Below are 15,214 nucleotides of genomic sequence, written 5' to 3'. Positions count from 1 at the left end.
CCCGGCTGCCCTAGAGGGGTAGGCAGCCGGGATGACAGGAGAGAGAAAGTTGTCAGTTATATAGTGCCTATTCAGTCTTATCTTTTAAGGGCAGATACTTCACACCTAAAAGGAATATAAGAATTGCTAGACCAACTACACCTATCGTTATTCCACACTCAAGAAGGGACGGCCAATAAACGATTGATTCGTATGCACCAGATAGACCTGCAGTCCAATTTGTGATGGTGGAAGAACTTATAGCGCTTGGCCACTCGATGTTTGGAATCTGAAAGCCTCCAACAAGTAGTTGTGTGCGCTTGCAGAAGATGCCAATGATAGCCAAAAGGCTAGCTATGACTATAAGTGGATTTGTGCGAAGACGCGGGCAGAAGCATACAACTATACAAATTATGCCGCCGATTATTTCTATCCAGAAAAACGGAGCTAGAGGTCCTGCAACTAGCATCCATACGATATCTGCACCTGAAGCTGCTGGAAAGCCTGCTGTTAGAAGGTCGCATGCAAAGAAGTATAGATCTACACATACAAATGTGCCTAAAAGCTTTGCTAGCTTTACTATATGAGCCTGCTCAAGTGCAAGGTATCCACATTTTTTAAGCGCAATAGCAATACATATAATAAGAGCTGTTCCGCAGACCAAAGCAGAAGATACAAACCATGGGGCTAGAAGGGCTGTGTACCACATTTCGCGTCCCTGCTGTAGACCAAATATCCAAGCAGTTACGCTATGAACTAGTACTGCACAAATAAGAGCTACTACACTTATTATGCGAAGAGCACGTGCAGATACCTTGCCACTTTCATACTTCAGCTGTGCCCAAAGATATACACAAGACAGTATTAGATATATACCCAATACTATGATGTCCCACATTAGCGGACTTGCAAGATTTGAGTATGCAAATAGCTCCCAAAGGCGCGCAGGTTGTCCCAAATCTACTACTACAAATCCAATAGCAGCGATAGTACATGCGATAGAGGAAAATACTGCGATTTTGCTAATTGCTCCAAAACCTTGTATTCCAAATGCCTTAGGTACAGAAGATATGATTAGACCTCCTGCACTAAGACCTACAAAAAACATGAACATAGTAATGTATAAGCCCCAGCTATCAAGGTTTCTCATGGATGTTTGCACCATGCCACCTGTAAGCTGTATACCCCATAGCACAATTCCTGCTACAGCAAGTATTGCACACACCAAAATTCCTATATTTACACCCTTGTTGTTAAACAATGCACCCTTAGGCTTTGCTTGTTTTTGTTCGCCTGATGTGGGCGATTTGACATTGGCGGCAGTAGCCGCAGAAGTTGTCTCAGTCATAATTTATCCCCTTACCTGCAGTTATTCGAGATAGTAGGTGGAAGGTTTTGTACCACGATCAGGTAACAGTTGTTTATATGCACGCGTAGATATTAATTTTGATACTTCCGAATTGGGATCGTCTAAATCACCATAAAAGCGCGCATTTCCCGGACAGAGAACCATACAAGCAGGTTTTTCTCCCCTAGCAAGTCTCTGGTAGCAGAATGTGCATTTCTCAACTACGTGCTTTTGGTGTTTAGGTATATCAATATCACCCGTTGCAAAATCCAACGCATATTTTGGTTCTTCCCAATTGAAGCTACGCACGCCTGTGTAGGGGCAAGCGCTTATACACATACGACACCCGATGCACTTGTCGTAATCTTGTCGCACAACACCAGTTTCTTCGTCTCTGTAAGTTGCTCCTACTGGGCACACCTTAACGCAAGCCGGGTTCTCACAATGCTGACAAGTAATGGTTATGGGTTGAATATAGTTATTGGGATAAGTACCCCCCGGCGAATCAAGCACTTCAGAACCCTGCGTTAGTGTACGATTCCACCACACACCTTGTGGAACATTATTAGCAGCTTTACATGCAACCTCACATGTATGACAGCCTATACATCTTTTTAAGTCTATGACCATTCCGTATTTCATATCTCTCAAGCCCCCTCATATTTCTCTACTTCGCATAAAGCATCGAAGTAATAATTGTTATAGAACGCCGGGTGAACATGATTCGATGTAAGGTCTGAACTGCATCCTTTTACATGTTCGAAAGCTTGAAATCCTTTTGGATATACAACCATTCCTGCTCTTATACCGTTATTGATTTCAGCACGAGCTACCATTTCGCCTCGGTCGTTATAAGCGCGAACCATGTCGCCAGTTTTTATGTCACGCGCCGCAGCATCTTGAGGACTTAATCTTATAGTGGCTTCTGGTCTAAGTTCACGCATCCAATCGCAACTATAGAATTGCGTATGAGTGCGGAATCTGTTTCGTATAGACGTAAATATAAGAGGATATTTCGCAAACAGAGGATTTTCTTCCCAGGCTTCCATAGGAGGCTCAAAATGAGGCAGATGCTCTAGACTTTCATCAAACACATCGCCATCGTCTGCACCTTCCCACGCAATAGATCTACTAACATCTTCAAGATAGAATTCAAACTTACCAGTAGGAGTCGTGTATTTACCGCCTGCTCCTTGTATCTCTAAACCACCCTCTGCTGTAACAAATACTTTTTCTTTACGCAGACGATCCATTGTGAACCCATACATCTGAGCTAATTTGTTATCAAAATGGTCATCAAGGAATTCTGCAGCAGTCCACGGCATATCAAAGCCCATGCCTTTTGCCAAAAGCTGCGCAATTTCGTAGTCGGGCTTACTCTCGTACAGCGGCTCAATTGCTTTCTCTTGTATGTTTATGAATGGAGTCTGGTTGCCCATTACGATATCTTCATATTCAAACCATCCGGCAGTTGGAAGAACATAGTCAGCATGCCGCGCAGTATCTGTCATTTCATGATCGGCAACTACAACCAAATCCATACCGTTATACATACGCAACGTGTCTAAACGATTTGTTATATTCGCCAATGCATTACTTTTAGCCAGCAAGAAGCTGTGCATATCAACCGGAACGTCCCCGAGTTTCTTTGTATCAAATACTTTGGTTAACTTAACGTTTGGAATAGAAGGACCGGGCGTTACGCCTTTGACTGTTGCAATTTTAGGATTATTTACCGCGTAAGACAATTGGCACGGTATAGTGCCGCTCATGCCGGCACCTTTTTTGCCATAATTGCCCGTAATGGCAAACAGTGCGAGTGCGGCATGATAACCCTTATGTCCGCCTGCATAGTGGTCAACGCCAAAACCACACCATAGTGTAGTTGGACCCATGTTAGCAACACGATCGGCTATTTCCACTATAGTATCAGCCGGAATGTCGCAAACTGTTTCTGCCTTTTCTGGCGTCCATTCCTGCACTGTATCAACGAGAAGTTGATATGCTGGAGACACTTTAAACCCATTTATGTCATATGTGCCTTCAATAGCAGGATTTACTGATTGACCCGCAACAGATTGCGTCTGAGAATCGGCATCCCATACAACAATTGGATCTATCATTGTGGGCTTGCCTGTAGTGGTGCTTATAGGACCCTCTGTTGGCGCTACACCCAAATCGCTCATGCGCAAGTACTTACCATTTTCTTTCACAAGGTATGGTGCCACGGTGTTTTTAATTAAGAAATCTCTGTCTATCCAATCATTATCAGTACATACTTTTATTAAAGATAAGAAAAACGCAGTATCGGTACCGGGCTTAATAGGAACAAATTGATCGCATTTAGAAGAAGTTATGCTGTAAACAGGATCAACATGGATGAGTTTTGCTCCTCTGTCGTGCGCCTCCATAACGAATTTAAAATCTACAACATTTGCCTCAGCTGGATTACATCCCCAAAGCAACACGGTTTTTGCATCCATATCATTTATATGAGTGTTACCTGCTAGATATGGGGTCATTCCGACCACTTTAACCGACATACCCAGTCCGGCTCCGTCAAAATTTCCATTAGTTGTTGACGCGCCCGTTAATCTTGCAAGGTAGTTATAGCCGCCATAGCCTATTTTTCCTTGGCTGCCCGTACCCTGAGAGATTACTATACAGTTTTTCCCATATTTTTCTTGCAGTTCTTTCCATTTGGAAGTTATATCATCTATGGCTTCCTCCCAGCTGATACGCTCCCAAACCCCTTCGCCACGCGCCGTACCCGCCACACGTCGCATAGGATATTTCACGCGCTCAGAGTTATAAACACGCTGCGGGTGGCTTATTCCTTTCGAGCATATCCTGTTGTATTCAGGAATAGGGAATTCAGCCATATCGACGTTTGCAATATTACCGTCACGCTTTCTTATCTTAAGTCTGCATCCGCCCATACAATTACCGCGACATTGACCGAAGTAAATTTCTTCATCAACTGCAGCATTGCTTTGCTTAGTTTCCGCGAAAGCCTGTAGCGTGTTTGTAGCTGACGCACCCACAACTGCCGCCATGCCGGCTGTTACCGCTGTGGTTTTTAGAAAGCTACGTCGAGTTAGACCTGTCTTGCCTTGAATCGTGTCCGACATGTTTTCTCCTCTCATTCTTACTTATAAGAATGCTCTAGGAAATCTTGCAGGCACCCGCACAACAATTCCCTATATGTTTGTCTACAGGGTATCTGCGGGATTTCCTTAAAATGAGAATCGGCCGATTATTTGATTGTCATATTATCACAATGTATTGCGACAATCAATCGTTATTTGATGACAAATTGATATTTTTATTGCTGAATTGCCCTAAAGGTCGTTCGCAAACTTCTTGGTGCGAAAAACTACGCTGAATTCCTATGGTCCATACGGCTGCGCACCATAGATAAAATAGCATCATCACTCATACCGGCATTCGAGCCGGCACGAATCATCTCATCTACCAGCGAGGTTAGCGAATCATCTATCGCAACTATTTCTTTACCCTCTATTTCGGCTACAAAAGTGCCGCGACCTTTCCGTGTAGATATATAGCCCTCGCGCTCTAAGTCCATATAAGCCCGATTAACAGTGTTGTAGCTTATATCCAGATCGACTGCCAACGCGCGCACCGTGGGCAATCTGTCTCCCGCTTTGTATTCCCCCGAAGCAATAAGATACGCTAGGCGATTTCTAACCTGCATCCAAACTGGTAGTCCACTTTCGTAGTTTATCTCTAGCGTTTCAATTCCACCCATTGAAGTTTTTTCCAAAAGAGCATCCCAGTTGTTGTCAATTTTTGCCTTTTTCAAACCCATTCCCCTATGCCTAAATTAATCGTTCTAACTATTTAAGCCCTGTATTAATTGATCCATAGCAGATTCAGCTGTTTCACTTGTCCCAGACAACGAGCTAGGCAGCGTAACTACAGCACTGTTAGACCCCTTTACAGTATCGTATTGCAGCAGTAACGTGCGCAGACGCAAAGCGGCATCCGGATCATTATAGACCGATGCCGCATCTTTAAGAATTTCAGCTATGTCAACTTCTGCACCCACCACAGCCATACGCGCGCTTTTCATACGATCAGCCTGCGCCTCAAGTGACATAACTTCCTGAAGTTCATCTGGCAAAACTATATCGCGTACCCTAACCGATATAATATCTACGCCCCAATTAGACACCTCTTTTTCTATTGCTTCTTTTATCTCTATGTCTAGCTGGTCGCGCCGCAGCGCCACTTCCGCCACACCCGAGCGCCCAATAGCCTCGCGCATCGCCGTTTGCGCCAGAAAAACTACAGCACTGTAGTAATCTTCTACCTCGATACAAGCCTTTTCAGCATCCCAGACAACCCAATAAAGCACCGCGTCTATGTTTATAGGAACAAGATCGGCTGTAAGCGTTTTCTCAGCTGAAAATGGTGTTGCCACTATTCTGTGATCTATACGAATTGTGCCGTGCTCTATAACCGGAATGGTGAAATAAAGCCCGGGTCCGGCTATTCTGTTAAATTCCCCAAACCGCAAAACTACAACCTTTTCCCACTGAAGTGCAATATGAAAAGACGAAACCATAAATAGACCGGCAATCAACATGCATATTATGGTGCCAACACCCACATAGCCTAAGCCAAACCAAGATATCGCCCATACCAAAACACACGCAACAACAAATAAAGTAATGCTGAAAATTATTGCGCCATTTCGCGATGAACGCTTGGGTAAATACCCCGGTGTTTTACGGAACGCCCGAGTATCTGCATCGGCTCGATCGGCTTTATCGCTTTTCCGAAAGATGCTCATACAAGCTCCCTTCCTGAAAGTTGTACGTTATACGTAAATGACAGAACTGCTAAATCCGGTTCAGCCGCATCAGATTTGACCGGAAGATTGAAAGCTTTAGATACATTCTGAGTAATGTCGTACACGCCAGCCTGCACAAAGCACACACGCAACGCTAAAGCGCCAGTAAGCGCAAAAAGCACCACCCATAACACAAGCGCACTAGATAAACTTTTAACAATAATAATTTCCATAACAACAGGACCCACTAACCCGCATAAAAATACTCCTGCCCAAAAAATCCATGCTAAATCGCCAATCAACAAGGCATCGGTAGAGGTAACAGATGCAGACATGCTTTTCGCTATAAACAGATACGCAATAATGGACACAGTCTCTAGCATCACAACTATCATATCGGTTCTGCAAAGCCACACTACTACCCGATATTTTCGAGCGCTATCTCTGGTATTCACAAAAACACTACCTAAAAGCACCAATGCAACACCGCTAGAAATAGAAGACAACAAAAACACAACGGGCAATAGCGGATTCATCCAGAATACAATTGAGGGCATATTTTGAAGCAGCATTCCGGTATACACAGCTGCCACAATACCGGATACGCAGCCAACGATAGACAGCACCAAAGTACCCGCGCCGGCGGCGCTCTCCCAGCCCAAAAGCCGCCATGCGCTGTTGATTGCAGCGCAAACAAGCGCAATGGCAATAGCATAAGCGCCAACGCTCATAATAGATGGTGCGGGGGTAATGAATATATTAATGATGCGATCTAGTCTTCCCAAATCGAACACTAAACAAAGAACGGCAAACACTATGGTAATAAAGCATATCGGCCATGCTAACTTCAGAATACCTTCGAGGCAATTTTCATCTGTAAAACTGTCGGGAGAAAATGAACTTTGGTTTTGTTCGCGTGACACATGTCGCAAATTAACAATCTCTAAAATGCAGAGAACTACAAGAGAACCGGCTCCGGCTCCTCCAAGAAAAAGATAAAGTATGGTTAGTTCGTTTAGCAATGCACAACTTCCTTTTGCAGCGTGCAATATTACTATACGCATCTACTTGCAATTCTATCACCTATGACGCAATAAAATGCGACATTAAGTTTTCTCAACACCCTATTTCAAACGCAGAGCCTTAGAAGAGGTAGCACGGAGTGAAGGCTGGCAGCTTCTGAACGCAGCATCACCTCCTTGTTGATATCAATTAAAAGTGTGGACTCGCGACCGGTGCCTCGAGCGCAATGGAAACAGTATCAGCCTTACTCCCTGTGGAAAGACTTTCGCAAATTATGATTATTCGTACCTACCTACCGGGTCAATTTGATGACAGCGTTAAATGATAGAAAACTAGATCTTTAAATATCCTTCTACTTCTCCAAAACAACAGTCGCATTCCAAGCATTGAAATATATATCTAGCAGCTCATTGAGTGCATCTTCTTCTATATCAATGAATCCATCTTCCGCACTGAACAGTTCGCGAATCTTGTCCAGTGGAGAACCGACCTCTCCTATCACGCCAAGATCTTCCGTCAGCTCTTCCCATGACACATCTAAAGCTGCCCGCTCAGATAGATTTTTATACGCCATCTCCAGTTCCAATAGCAACGCCCGTAATTCAGCTGCAGACATATCTGCAGAAACCGCTTGTGTCATGCAACTAACACTCTCAGAATCATGGTGCCCAAATCGCATTCTAACCAGCGAGGGAAAATCGTGTGAAGTCTCTTCTTCCATGAATACGCGCTTTAGATTGTCTGACATCCCAATTGGATATGCGAACGCAGGATTGCCGGCAAAATACCAAGCACCATCGCATTTAACGATGCGAGCTCCCAATATTCCCTGCTCTACCCCAGACGAGCTCAACGAGTAATCCAATACTGGATATCGCTTTTTCGTATCCATATCTTCAAGAACGACCGTGCCCATCTCAGGATGCGCCCCCTCAATGGAAAAGATTGATACATAGTTGGTTTCTACAGATTGTTTAAACCCGGATAGTTCGCTGTCTGACATACCAAGCGGATTTGTTCGTATAAAATTCTCTAATGGCGAATTGTTGTTGGGCATCCTATAATCAAACAAAAACCATTCAAGTGCGAGGGCTGACACCATCTCAATCGAGTCAATGTCGTCATCATCAATATCGGGATCGACAAGGTCTATAAATTCATCTTGCGCGGTACCTACCAGCCGAGGAGCTTCACGAATGAAGTATTCAATTACTTTGCTGAATGCTAGCTTTTCGTTTTTGCTCATAGCCTTTCCTTCCGATAGTCCATATTGAGCGAACTTGCATTAATAAGCAATACGTCTCGAATTACTCTCGATAATACTTTATTTCAAAATGTTTTGAACTTATTGTCAACACTGGTTTCGGAAAGACCCCATAACGTGGAGCTCTGATAATGAGTGCTTAAAAGCTACCAAAATCCTTTGATCTCTCTGTTCGTACCTTACAATTTCTATAAGTCGCCTATTCAGAATATATGTATTTGAGTGATTTACCAACACAGCTTTGTTGAGTGCCCAAAGACTGCATTGTATCAAATTTCGGGAAGACCTAATAATAGAAGACAGCCTCTGTGAGAAGATGCAGATCTTAGAGATATATCTATATTGCATATATAACCAAAATTGAATTCACTCTAACTTTAGCCAATTTTTGTTCTCGGCATTGTTCTGCTCGTATTAGATTGATAATCATACGTTCTAGAATAAAGGCCCTCGGGAGCAATATCAATATCGCCATCAGCCCAAGTAAGAACTCCATGATCTATAGAAAAGTCATTGAATACCTCGCGATTAGCAAAGGGCTTAAATACGTCGTATTGCAAAAGTTCACTCGCGTCAAACAAACGCGTTTCTCCCGTACTAAAAGTTACAAGCATGCAAAGATCGTCAACTATTTTCGCATCTTTTACCTTAATAAAATCAACTGGTGTACTAGCATGTATATGCCCATCAATAACATACATAGAAAAGCTCCATTTCCTACGAAAGAGGCTCTATTTTCGAAAATGCCTCTTTCTTAACAGCAGAATTCCAAGCTTGATAAACCTCATCTTCATGCAAAGCCAACCAACCATTTAACAATCTATACTGCTTTAATGGCAAAGACCCTGCAAGCACTTCACCGTCTAGAGAAACAACAGCTTCTTCCTCACCATAAAATACATGTACATGGGGCTTATGATGCTGCGATGCATCATCATAGTACATGCGAATTATCAACCCATAAAACCTACTGAGTTCTGGCACTGCCATCCTCCACAAACAATAAAACATCGCTTTGTAATTACAAACGCAAATCTACAATTCCCATATTTTATATCTTCCAATTTCTAAGTAGCACAATAAACAAACATTAAATTCAAAACACCAGCTTTCTTTATCAAAAGCTGGGAATCTGCAAAAGTGCGCTTAAAAGCTACCGAAATCCTTTGATTTCTCTGTTGGTGCCTTACATTTTCTATAAGTTACCAATTCAGAATATATATATTTGAGCGATCTACCAACACAGTTTTGCCGAACGCCCAATAACTATCATTTTTATACATTAGCAAACTTCAAATTCTCTATATTACATAATTGTAATTTTTCCACCTACGATCTTCTTTATTGATTAATTAAAAAGCAGGATTCTGAATCTATCGATTCTCTTACCGACTCAAACACTTTGCCAGTTTTTGTTGCTGCGGCTGGCTGCATATCGGAATACTTATTTTTTATAACTTCGTGTATCAAATTAATAGCAATACGCATTCTGTCATTTTCATCAGCTTCGACAAGAATATTGTTTCGATCCATATAACCTATAGCATTAAGAATAATTATATTTGCAGAATTTAAAAAATGGAACTCTTCAACTTTGTTGGTCAGATCAGCTAATTTCATTTTCATATATACAGCAAATTCGTCATTATCGGGATTGCGACGAAACCTTCAAAACTTTGTCAAAACTGCCGACACCTTTGAATGCATCTCCCAAGCCTTTTTAACATCGAATTTTGTGAATTGCCCCACATGTTTTAAGACTTACCCCAAAGTTGTGAAGCTCATAAACACCACAGCCGCTATACTCGAAAAGCAATAGAATGCCGAAACTTTCAGTTCAAAGAACGGGCAACAAAAACGTTGCCCGCACTTAGTTAAATTTAGATTGAGTATCAGCTAAGCCATGATCGATAAGATAAGGTAGTGCTTGCGCGCCTAATGCGCATCCTTGCTGAAATTCTATAGCAGCATCCGCCTTAGGACGGCTTAATACCCAATCGATTACAGGCATTCGTCCGGGAGGTCTACCAATTCCTATACGCACGCGATACCAATCGCGCGTGCATAGTTTTTCCGCAATAGAACGCAAGCCGTTATGCCCTGCCAAACCACCACCAAATTTCACCCGAATAGCGCTAGGGGCTATATCTAAATCGTCGTGAACTACTATGAGGTGATCGGGTTCAATACCGTACTTCTTCATTAGCTGCGATACAGGTCCACCCGATGTGTTCATAAAACTTTGCGGCTTAGCTAATATCAGTTCAAAGCCGGAATACTTTACATGCGCCGTCTCCGAACCGCATTCGTTTTTCCAATAGTTAGCACCTAATTCCTCTGCCAGCAAATCGATAGTGTCAAATCCTGCATTGTGCCTAGTATGTGCATAATCCGACCCGGGATTGCCAAGCCCCGCCAATAAATACATATCAGAGTGCAAAATCTGGGTCGAACAAATCTGACACGCTGCCATTTTCGTAAACATTCGATATAGCGCGGGCAAACAGTGGCGCAACGCTAACTATTTTTATTTTGCCGCTCTGTTTTTCTAGCGGCACAGGAATAGTGTCGCATGCCACAACTTCCTCAACATCTGCATTTTCTAAACGCTCGTATGCCGGACCGCTAAACACGGGATGCGTACAGCAGATATAAACCTGTTCAGCGCCTTTAGATTTCAATGTATCGGCTGCAGCAGCTATAGTGCCACCTGTGTCTATCATGTCGTCGTTGATAATACATATCTTGCCTTTAACATCGCCAATTAGGGCAGTTATTTCGGCTTTGTTGTGCCCCGGACGCCCTTTATGCATTATCGCCAAATCAGCTTCTAGCATGTCGGAGAGTTTCTTAGCAGCTTTTGCGCGACCAACATCGGGCGAAACTACACATATCTTATCTTGTGGGAAATTCTTTGCCCGGAAATAATCAGCCAAAATGGGCAGCGCCGTTAAGTGGTCTACAGGCATGTCGAAGAAACCCTGTATCTGACCTTGGTGAAGATCGATTGTCATAACACGATTTACCCCAGCTGTGGTTATCAAATTCGCAACCAATTTCGCAGTAATAGGCTCGCGCGCCGCAGCTTTGCGATCTTGTCGGGCGTACCCATAATGCGTAATTACGGCAGTTATTGTGCGCGCCGATGCACGCTTGGCAGCATCCGCCATTATGAGAAGTTCCATCAACGCATCGTTTACGTGTTCTCCTGCAACCGACTGAATAAGAAACACATCGGCTCCGCGCACGCTCTCTAAATAGCGAGCGTATATTTCGCCATTTGCGAATTTTTCCAGCTTAACGTTGCCTAAACTAACACCTAAATGATTCGCTATCTTCTCGGCTAATTCAGGTGCAACCGACCCCGAAAATAGCGCCATGAATTTCTTCATCTCGGTCATGTAAGCTCCTTCGTCTTTTTAGGCATCTACATAAGCTGCAGCAAAATTATACTTGCTCTGCATAATTGTAACGACACAACAGCAATAAGCTAGAGTGTTTTGTCTACTTCTTGGCATGTTTACAAGCCCAGTCTTCTATGATGCGCTCACGTGCACGCGCAACAGCTAGTGCTGAGTCGGGTACATCTTTTGTTATTACCGAGCCGGCGCCTACAACCACATTAGATCCAATATTTACAGGTGCCACCATCATAGTGTCAGATCCTATAAATGAATTATCACCTATGGTTGTGGGATGTTTATGGGCACCGTCGTAATTGCAAGTTATACTACCGGCTCCTATGTTTACCCCCGAACCCATAACAGTGTCGCCTATATAGGAAAGATGCGGCACTTTAGAAGATGGTCCTATGGTTGACTTCTTTATTTCCACATGAGTGCCAGCCTTCGCGTTTTCCATAAGGTGAGCACCGGGACGCAAATAAGCGCGCGGACCACACGTAGCACCGTCGTCTATACGTGCTTCTATAGCAACCGTTTCATCTATTACACAGCCGCATCCCACAATCGTATCGGTCAGACGGCAATTGGGACCTATTGTGCAATCTTGCCCTATTTCGGTATTGCCCATCAACATTACGCCGGGCAAAAGTTCTACATCAGCGGAAATTTTTACATCCGGACCAATCCACACCATATCAGGAGCCATCATAGTAACTCCATTCTGCATATGAGCGGTGTTAATGCGGCGCTGCATAGCGCGCGATGCCTCCGAAAGCTGAACTCTGGAATTCACGCCCATGCATTCTTCGGAATCTTCAGCCAAAACAGCAATGACGCGCTTACCAGCATTGCGCAATATAGCCAACACATCTGTCAGATAGTACTCACCAGCAGCATTGTCATTCCCAACTTGGCGCAAAGCATCAAACAGCAGTTTGCAATCGAAGCAATAAAAGCCTGAATTGCATTCACATATTGCAGCCTCTTCATCACTTGCATCTTTTTGTTCTACTATGCGCTCCACTTCGCCAGCAGGCGTTCTAACTATGCGCCCATAGCCAAACGGATTTGACATTTTCATGCTAAGCACCGCACAGGCTGCCTTTTCTTTTTCGCGCGCAAACACCAACTGCTCTAGCGTACTTGCGCTAATCATGGGGCAATCGCCCGACAGCACCAACACTGACCCATCAAAATCAGCCAAAGCTGTCTGTGCGCACATAACAGCATCGCCTGTTCCAAGACGCTGCGGCTGCTCTACGGCAATTGTGCCATCCACCAAAGGCTTGACCACATCGCTACCGTGACCAACAATGCTTACAATCGGATTTGCCCCAGCACTACGCGCCGCTTCCACAACCCATTGCACAAGTGGTCTTCCCAATATCTCATGCGCAACTTTAGGTTTTTTTGATTTCATGCGCGTGCCTTCGCCTGCACAAAGAATAATAGCCGCAGTCTGCATAAACCGCCTCCCCAGCATGTCGAACCGAATTCAGTAAGAGTGTATATCCTTTTTGACTGATTATGCGCGAGCATTGGTATACTCGGCACATATAAGTCGCGTGATGCGACACACACGATTAACCGGAGGGAATGATGGAAGGCTTCGAATTGATATCGACCGGCGCATGGTCGATAATTCCACCGCTTCTGGCGTTGGGATTGGCGCTTATCACGAAGGAAGTGTATTCATCGCTTACCGTGGGCGTCTTTGTGGGAATGATCATCTACCAGTTCACCCTAAATGGGGCAGGCGGTGAACAGCTTATCGCATCGTTTACCATGGTGCCGCAGATGATGGCTGAGCAAATTGCCGGCAATGGAGCGCTGTTGCTGTTCCTTGCCTTGCTGGGAGCGCTAACGGTAGTTATAGCCGTATCTGGCGGCTCCCGCGCCTATGCCGAATGGGTTTCGCAGCACATCAAAAATGCACGTATGGCATCTATTCTTACGGCGATATTGGGCATTATTATTTTCGTTGACGACTATTTCAACTGCCTAACCGTGGGTGCCGTTATGCGCCCCGTCACCGACCGTTTCCGTATCAGTCATGAGAAACTTGCGTGGATTATTGACTCCACAGCAGCTCCGGTTTGCATTATTGCGCCGGTATCCTCGTGGGCAGTAGCAGTGGGTGGATATTTGGGCGAAGGCGGATTTAACACTTTCGTTGCGTCTATCCCCTACAACCTTTACGCGCTGCTAACTATATTCTTTGTTTTCTTTATGCTTGCCATCAATGCCGACTTCGGTCCGATGCGCGCAGCAGAAGCAGCAGCAAGATGCAACGAAACGCCCGCAGAAGATGCCATCGAGCAAAGAAAGCTAGAGGCGGCTGCAAAAAAGCAAGCCAACTTACTTAAAGTTGCTGCCGGCAACAAGATTCCAAGCGACGATTGCGCAAATCCGAATTTGCCGCCTAAGGTAACAGAGCGCGCCGATATAGAAGACGCAGCGCATGGCGCAATTGAACAATACAAAGGTCTTAGCATATCGGAAAAGGGTAAAGTTTCCGACTTAGTTCTTCCAATTATCGTGCTTATTATCTTCTCAATTCTAGGAATGCTTTACTGTGGCGGTTTCTTCGAAGGGGTAGACTTCGCTACAGCGGTTGGCGAAAACCCTGTTATGGGCTTATGTATCGGTGTCTGTGTGGCATTGGTATTTGCAGCCGCAATGTTCTTACCGCGCAAACTAACAACGCTTGGTGGCTTCATGGATGCCATGTCAGAGGGCGTGCGCTCTATGGTAGGTGCCATTATGATATTAGTTTTAGCGTGGTCGCTTGGTGGAGTGTGCCGTTACTTGTTGGGTACTGGCGAATTTGTTTCCAGCTTCTTAAACAATATGGGAGTAGGGCTTGACTTACTACCAGCAATCATATTTGTTGTTGCAGCATTTATCGGTTTTGCAATGGGAACATCTTGGGGCACAGTAGCTCTTATCCTACCTATAGTTATAGGTGTGTTCGACGCATCCGATCCACTATTCTTGGTGGCAGTAGGTGCCACGCTTGCAGGCGCTGTTTATGGCGACCATATCTCGCCTATCTCCGATACAACCATTCTGTCTTCGGCAGGTGCACAGTGTAACCACCTGCGCCATGTAGCAACACAGATTCCTTACGCAACTACAGTTATGGTTATTTGCTTTATCGGATATATAGTTGCCGGATTCACCAAAAACCCATGGATATCACTTGGTCTAGGTGCGGTTCTGGTAGTTATAGCAGTTCTTGTACTTCATAAAATAAGCGAACGTAAAGCACAGGCAGAGCAAGCAGCGGAATAACCCTGCGCACAATCTAAACGCAAAGAAGCGGCACACAGCGATGCCGCTTCTTTTTTGCTCTAGTAACAGCTATTAACACAAATTGG

The 15,214-nt window shown here is 44.3% G+C and carries 14 protein-coding genes; 1 reads left to right on the top strand and 13 read right to left on the bottom strand.

What is annotated here, in order from left to right; translation table 11 throughout:
• Positions 1 to 67: 67 nt before the first annotated feature.
• The 13 genes from nrfD (G7Y37_RS04250) to glmU form a co-directional block, all read right to left on the bottom strand.
• Positions 68 to 1,327: an NrfD/PsrC family molybdoenzyme membrane anchor subunit gene (gene nrfD / locus G7Y37_RS04250; RefSeq protein WP_165062204.1), complete on the bottom strand. Its 1,260-nt coding sequence runs from the start codon at positions 1,325 to 1,327 to the stop codon at positions 68 to 70.
• Between the two features lie 21 nt (positions 1,328 to 1,348).
• Positions 1,349 to 1,969 (bottom strand): 4Fe-4S dicluster domain-containing protein, encoded by a 621-nt coding sequence (locus G7Y37_RS04245; RefSeq protein WP_165062203.1) that lies wholly within the window; start codon positions 1,967 to 1,969, stop codon positions 1,349 to 1,351.
• Positions 1,970 to 1,974: 5 nt separating this feature from the next.
• Entirely contained in the window at positions 1,975 to 4,458 is a 2,484-nt protein-coding gene (locus G7Y37_RS04240; RefSeq protein ID WP_165062201.1) for a molybdopterin-dependent oxidoreductase, read from the bottom strand.
• Positions 4,459 to 4,703: 245 nt separating this feature from the next.
• A complete protein-coding gene (locus tag G7Y37_RS04235; RefSeq protein ID WP_241155998.1) occupies positions 4,704 to 5,156 on the bottom strand; it encodes a GntR family transcriptional regulator in 453 nt (150 codons plus the stop codon).
• Between the two features lie 24 nt (positions 5,157 to 5,180).
• Complete coding sequence (locus G7Y37_RS04230) at positions 5,181 to 6,143, bottom strand: SPFH domain-containing protein (RefSeq protein WP_165062199.1); 963 nt, start codon at positions 6,141 to 6,143, stop codon at positions 5,181 to 5,183.
• Complete coding sequence (gene nrfD, locus G7Y37_RS04225) at positions 6,140 to 7,165, bottom strand: NrfD/PsrC family molybdoenzyme membrane anchor subunit (RefSeq protein WP_165062197.1); 1,026 nt, start codon at positions 7,163 to 7,165, stop codon at positions 6,140 to 6,142. The genes G7Y37_RS04230 and nrfD (G7Y37_RS04225) overlap by 4 nt, the downstream gene beginning before the upstream one ends.
• A gap of 353 nt (positions 7,166 to 7,518) precedes the next feature.
• A complete protein-coding gene (locus G7Y37_RS04220) occupies positions 7,519 to 8,412 on the bottom strand; it encodes a hypothetical protein (protein ID WP_165062195.1) in 894 nt (297 codons plus the stop codon).
• Positions 8,413 to 8,807: 395 nt separating this feature from the next.
• Positions 8,808 to 9,131 (bottom strand): DUF2442 domain-containing protein, encoded by a 324-nt coding sequence (locus tag G7Y37_RS04215; protein WP_165062193.1) that lies wholly within the window; start codon positions 9,129 to 9,131, stop codon positions 8,808 to 8,810.
• 16 nt (positions 9,132 to 9,147) lie between these two features.
• Positions 9,148 to 9,414: a DUF4160 domain-containing protein gene (locus tag G7Y37_RS04210; RefSeq protein ID WP_165062191.1), complete on the bottom strand. Its 267-nt coding sequence runs from the start codon at positions 9,412 to 9,414 to the stop codon at positions 9,148 to 9,150.
• A 357-nt stretch (positions 9,415 to 9,771) separates the two neighbouring features.
• Entirely contained in the window at positions 9,772 to 10,056 is a 285-nt protein-coding gene (locus tag G7Y37_RS04205) for a hypothetical protein (RefSeq protein ID WP_165062189.1), read from the bottom strand.
• A 244-nt stretch (positions 10,057 to 10,300) separates the two neighbouring features.
• Positions 10,301 to 10,858, bottom strand: coding sequence for an aminoacyl-tRNA hydrolase (gene pth / locus G7Y37_RS04200; RefSeq protein WP_165062187.1), 558 nt, complete (start codon positions 10,856 to 10,858; stop codon positions 10,301 to 10,303).
• A gap of 1 nt (position 10,859) precedes the next feature.
• Positions 10,860 to 11,831 (bottom strand): ribose-phosphate pyrophosphokinase, encoded by a 972-nt coding sequence (locus G7Y37_RS04195; RefSeq protein WP_165062185.1) that lies wholly within the window; start codon positions 11,829 to 11,831, stop codon positions 10,860 to 10,862.
• 103 nt (positions 11,832 to 11,934) lie between these two features.
• Positions 11,935 to 13,299 carry a bifunctional UDP-N-acetylglucosamine diphosphorylase/glucosamine-1-phosphate N-acetyltransferase GlmU gene (gene glmU / locus G7Y37_RS04190; protein WP_165062183.1) on the bottom strand — a complete coding sequence of 455 codons (1,365 nt, stop codon included), beginning with the start codon at positions 13,297 to 13,299 and terminating at the stop codon, positions 11,935 to 11,937.
• A 134-nt stretch (positions 13,300 to 13,433) separates the two neighbouring features.
• Here glmU and G7Y37_RS04185 point away from each other — a divergent pair, with 134 nt between their 5' ends.
• Entirely contained in the window at positions 13,434 to 15,128 is a 1,695-nt protein-coding gene (locus G7Y37_RS04185) for a Na+/H+ antiporter NhaC family protein (RefSeq protein ID WP_165062181.1), read from the top strand.
• Positions 15,129 to 15,214 lie beyond the last annotated feature (86 nt).

This window comes from Adlercreutzia sp. ZJ154 (genome assembly GCF_011039055.1).
Classification (GTDB): Bacteria; Actinomycetota; Coriobacteriia; order Coriobacteriales; family Eggerthellaceae; genus Adlercreutzia_A.
The sequence above is the reverse complement of the archived record's forward strand: the minus strand, read 5'-3'. Positions and strand labels throughout refer to the sequence as shown.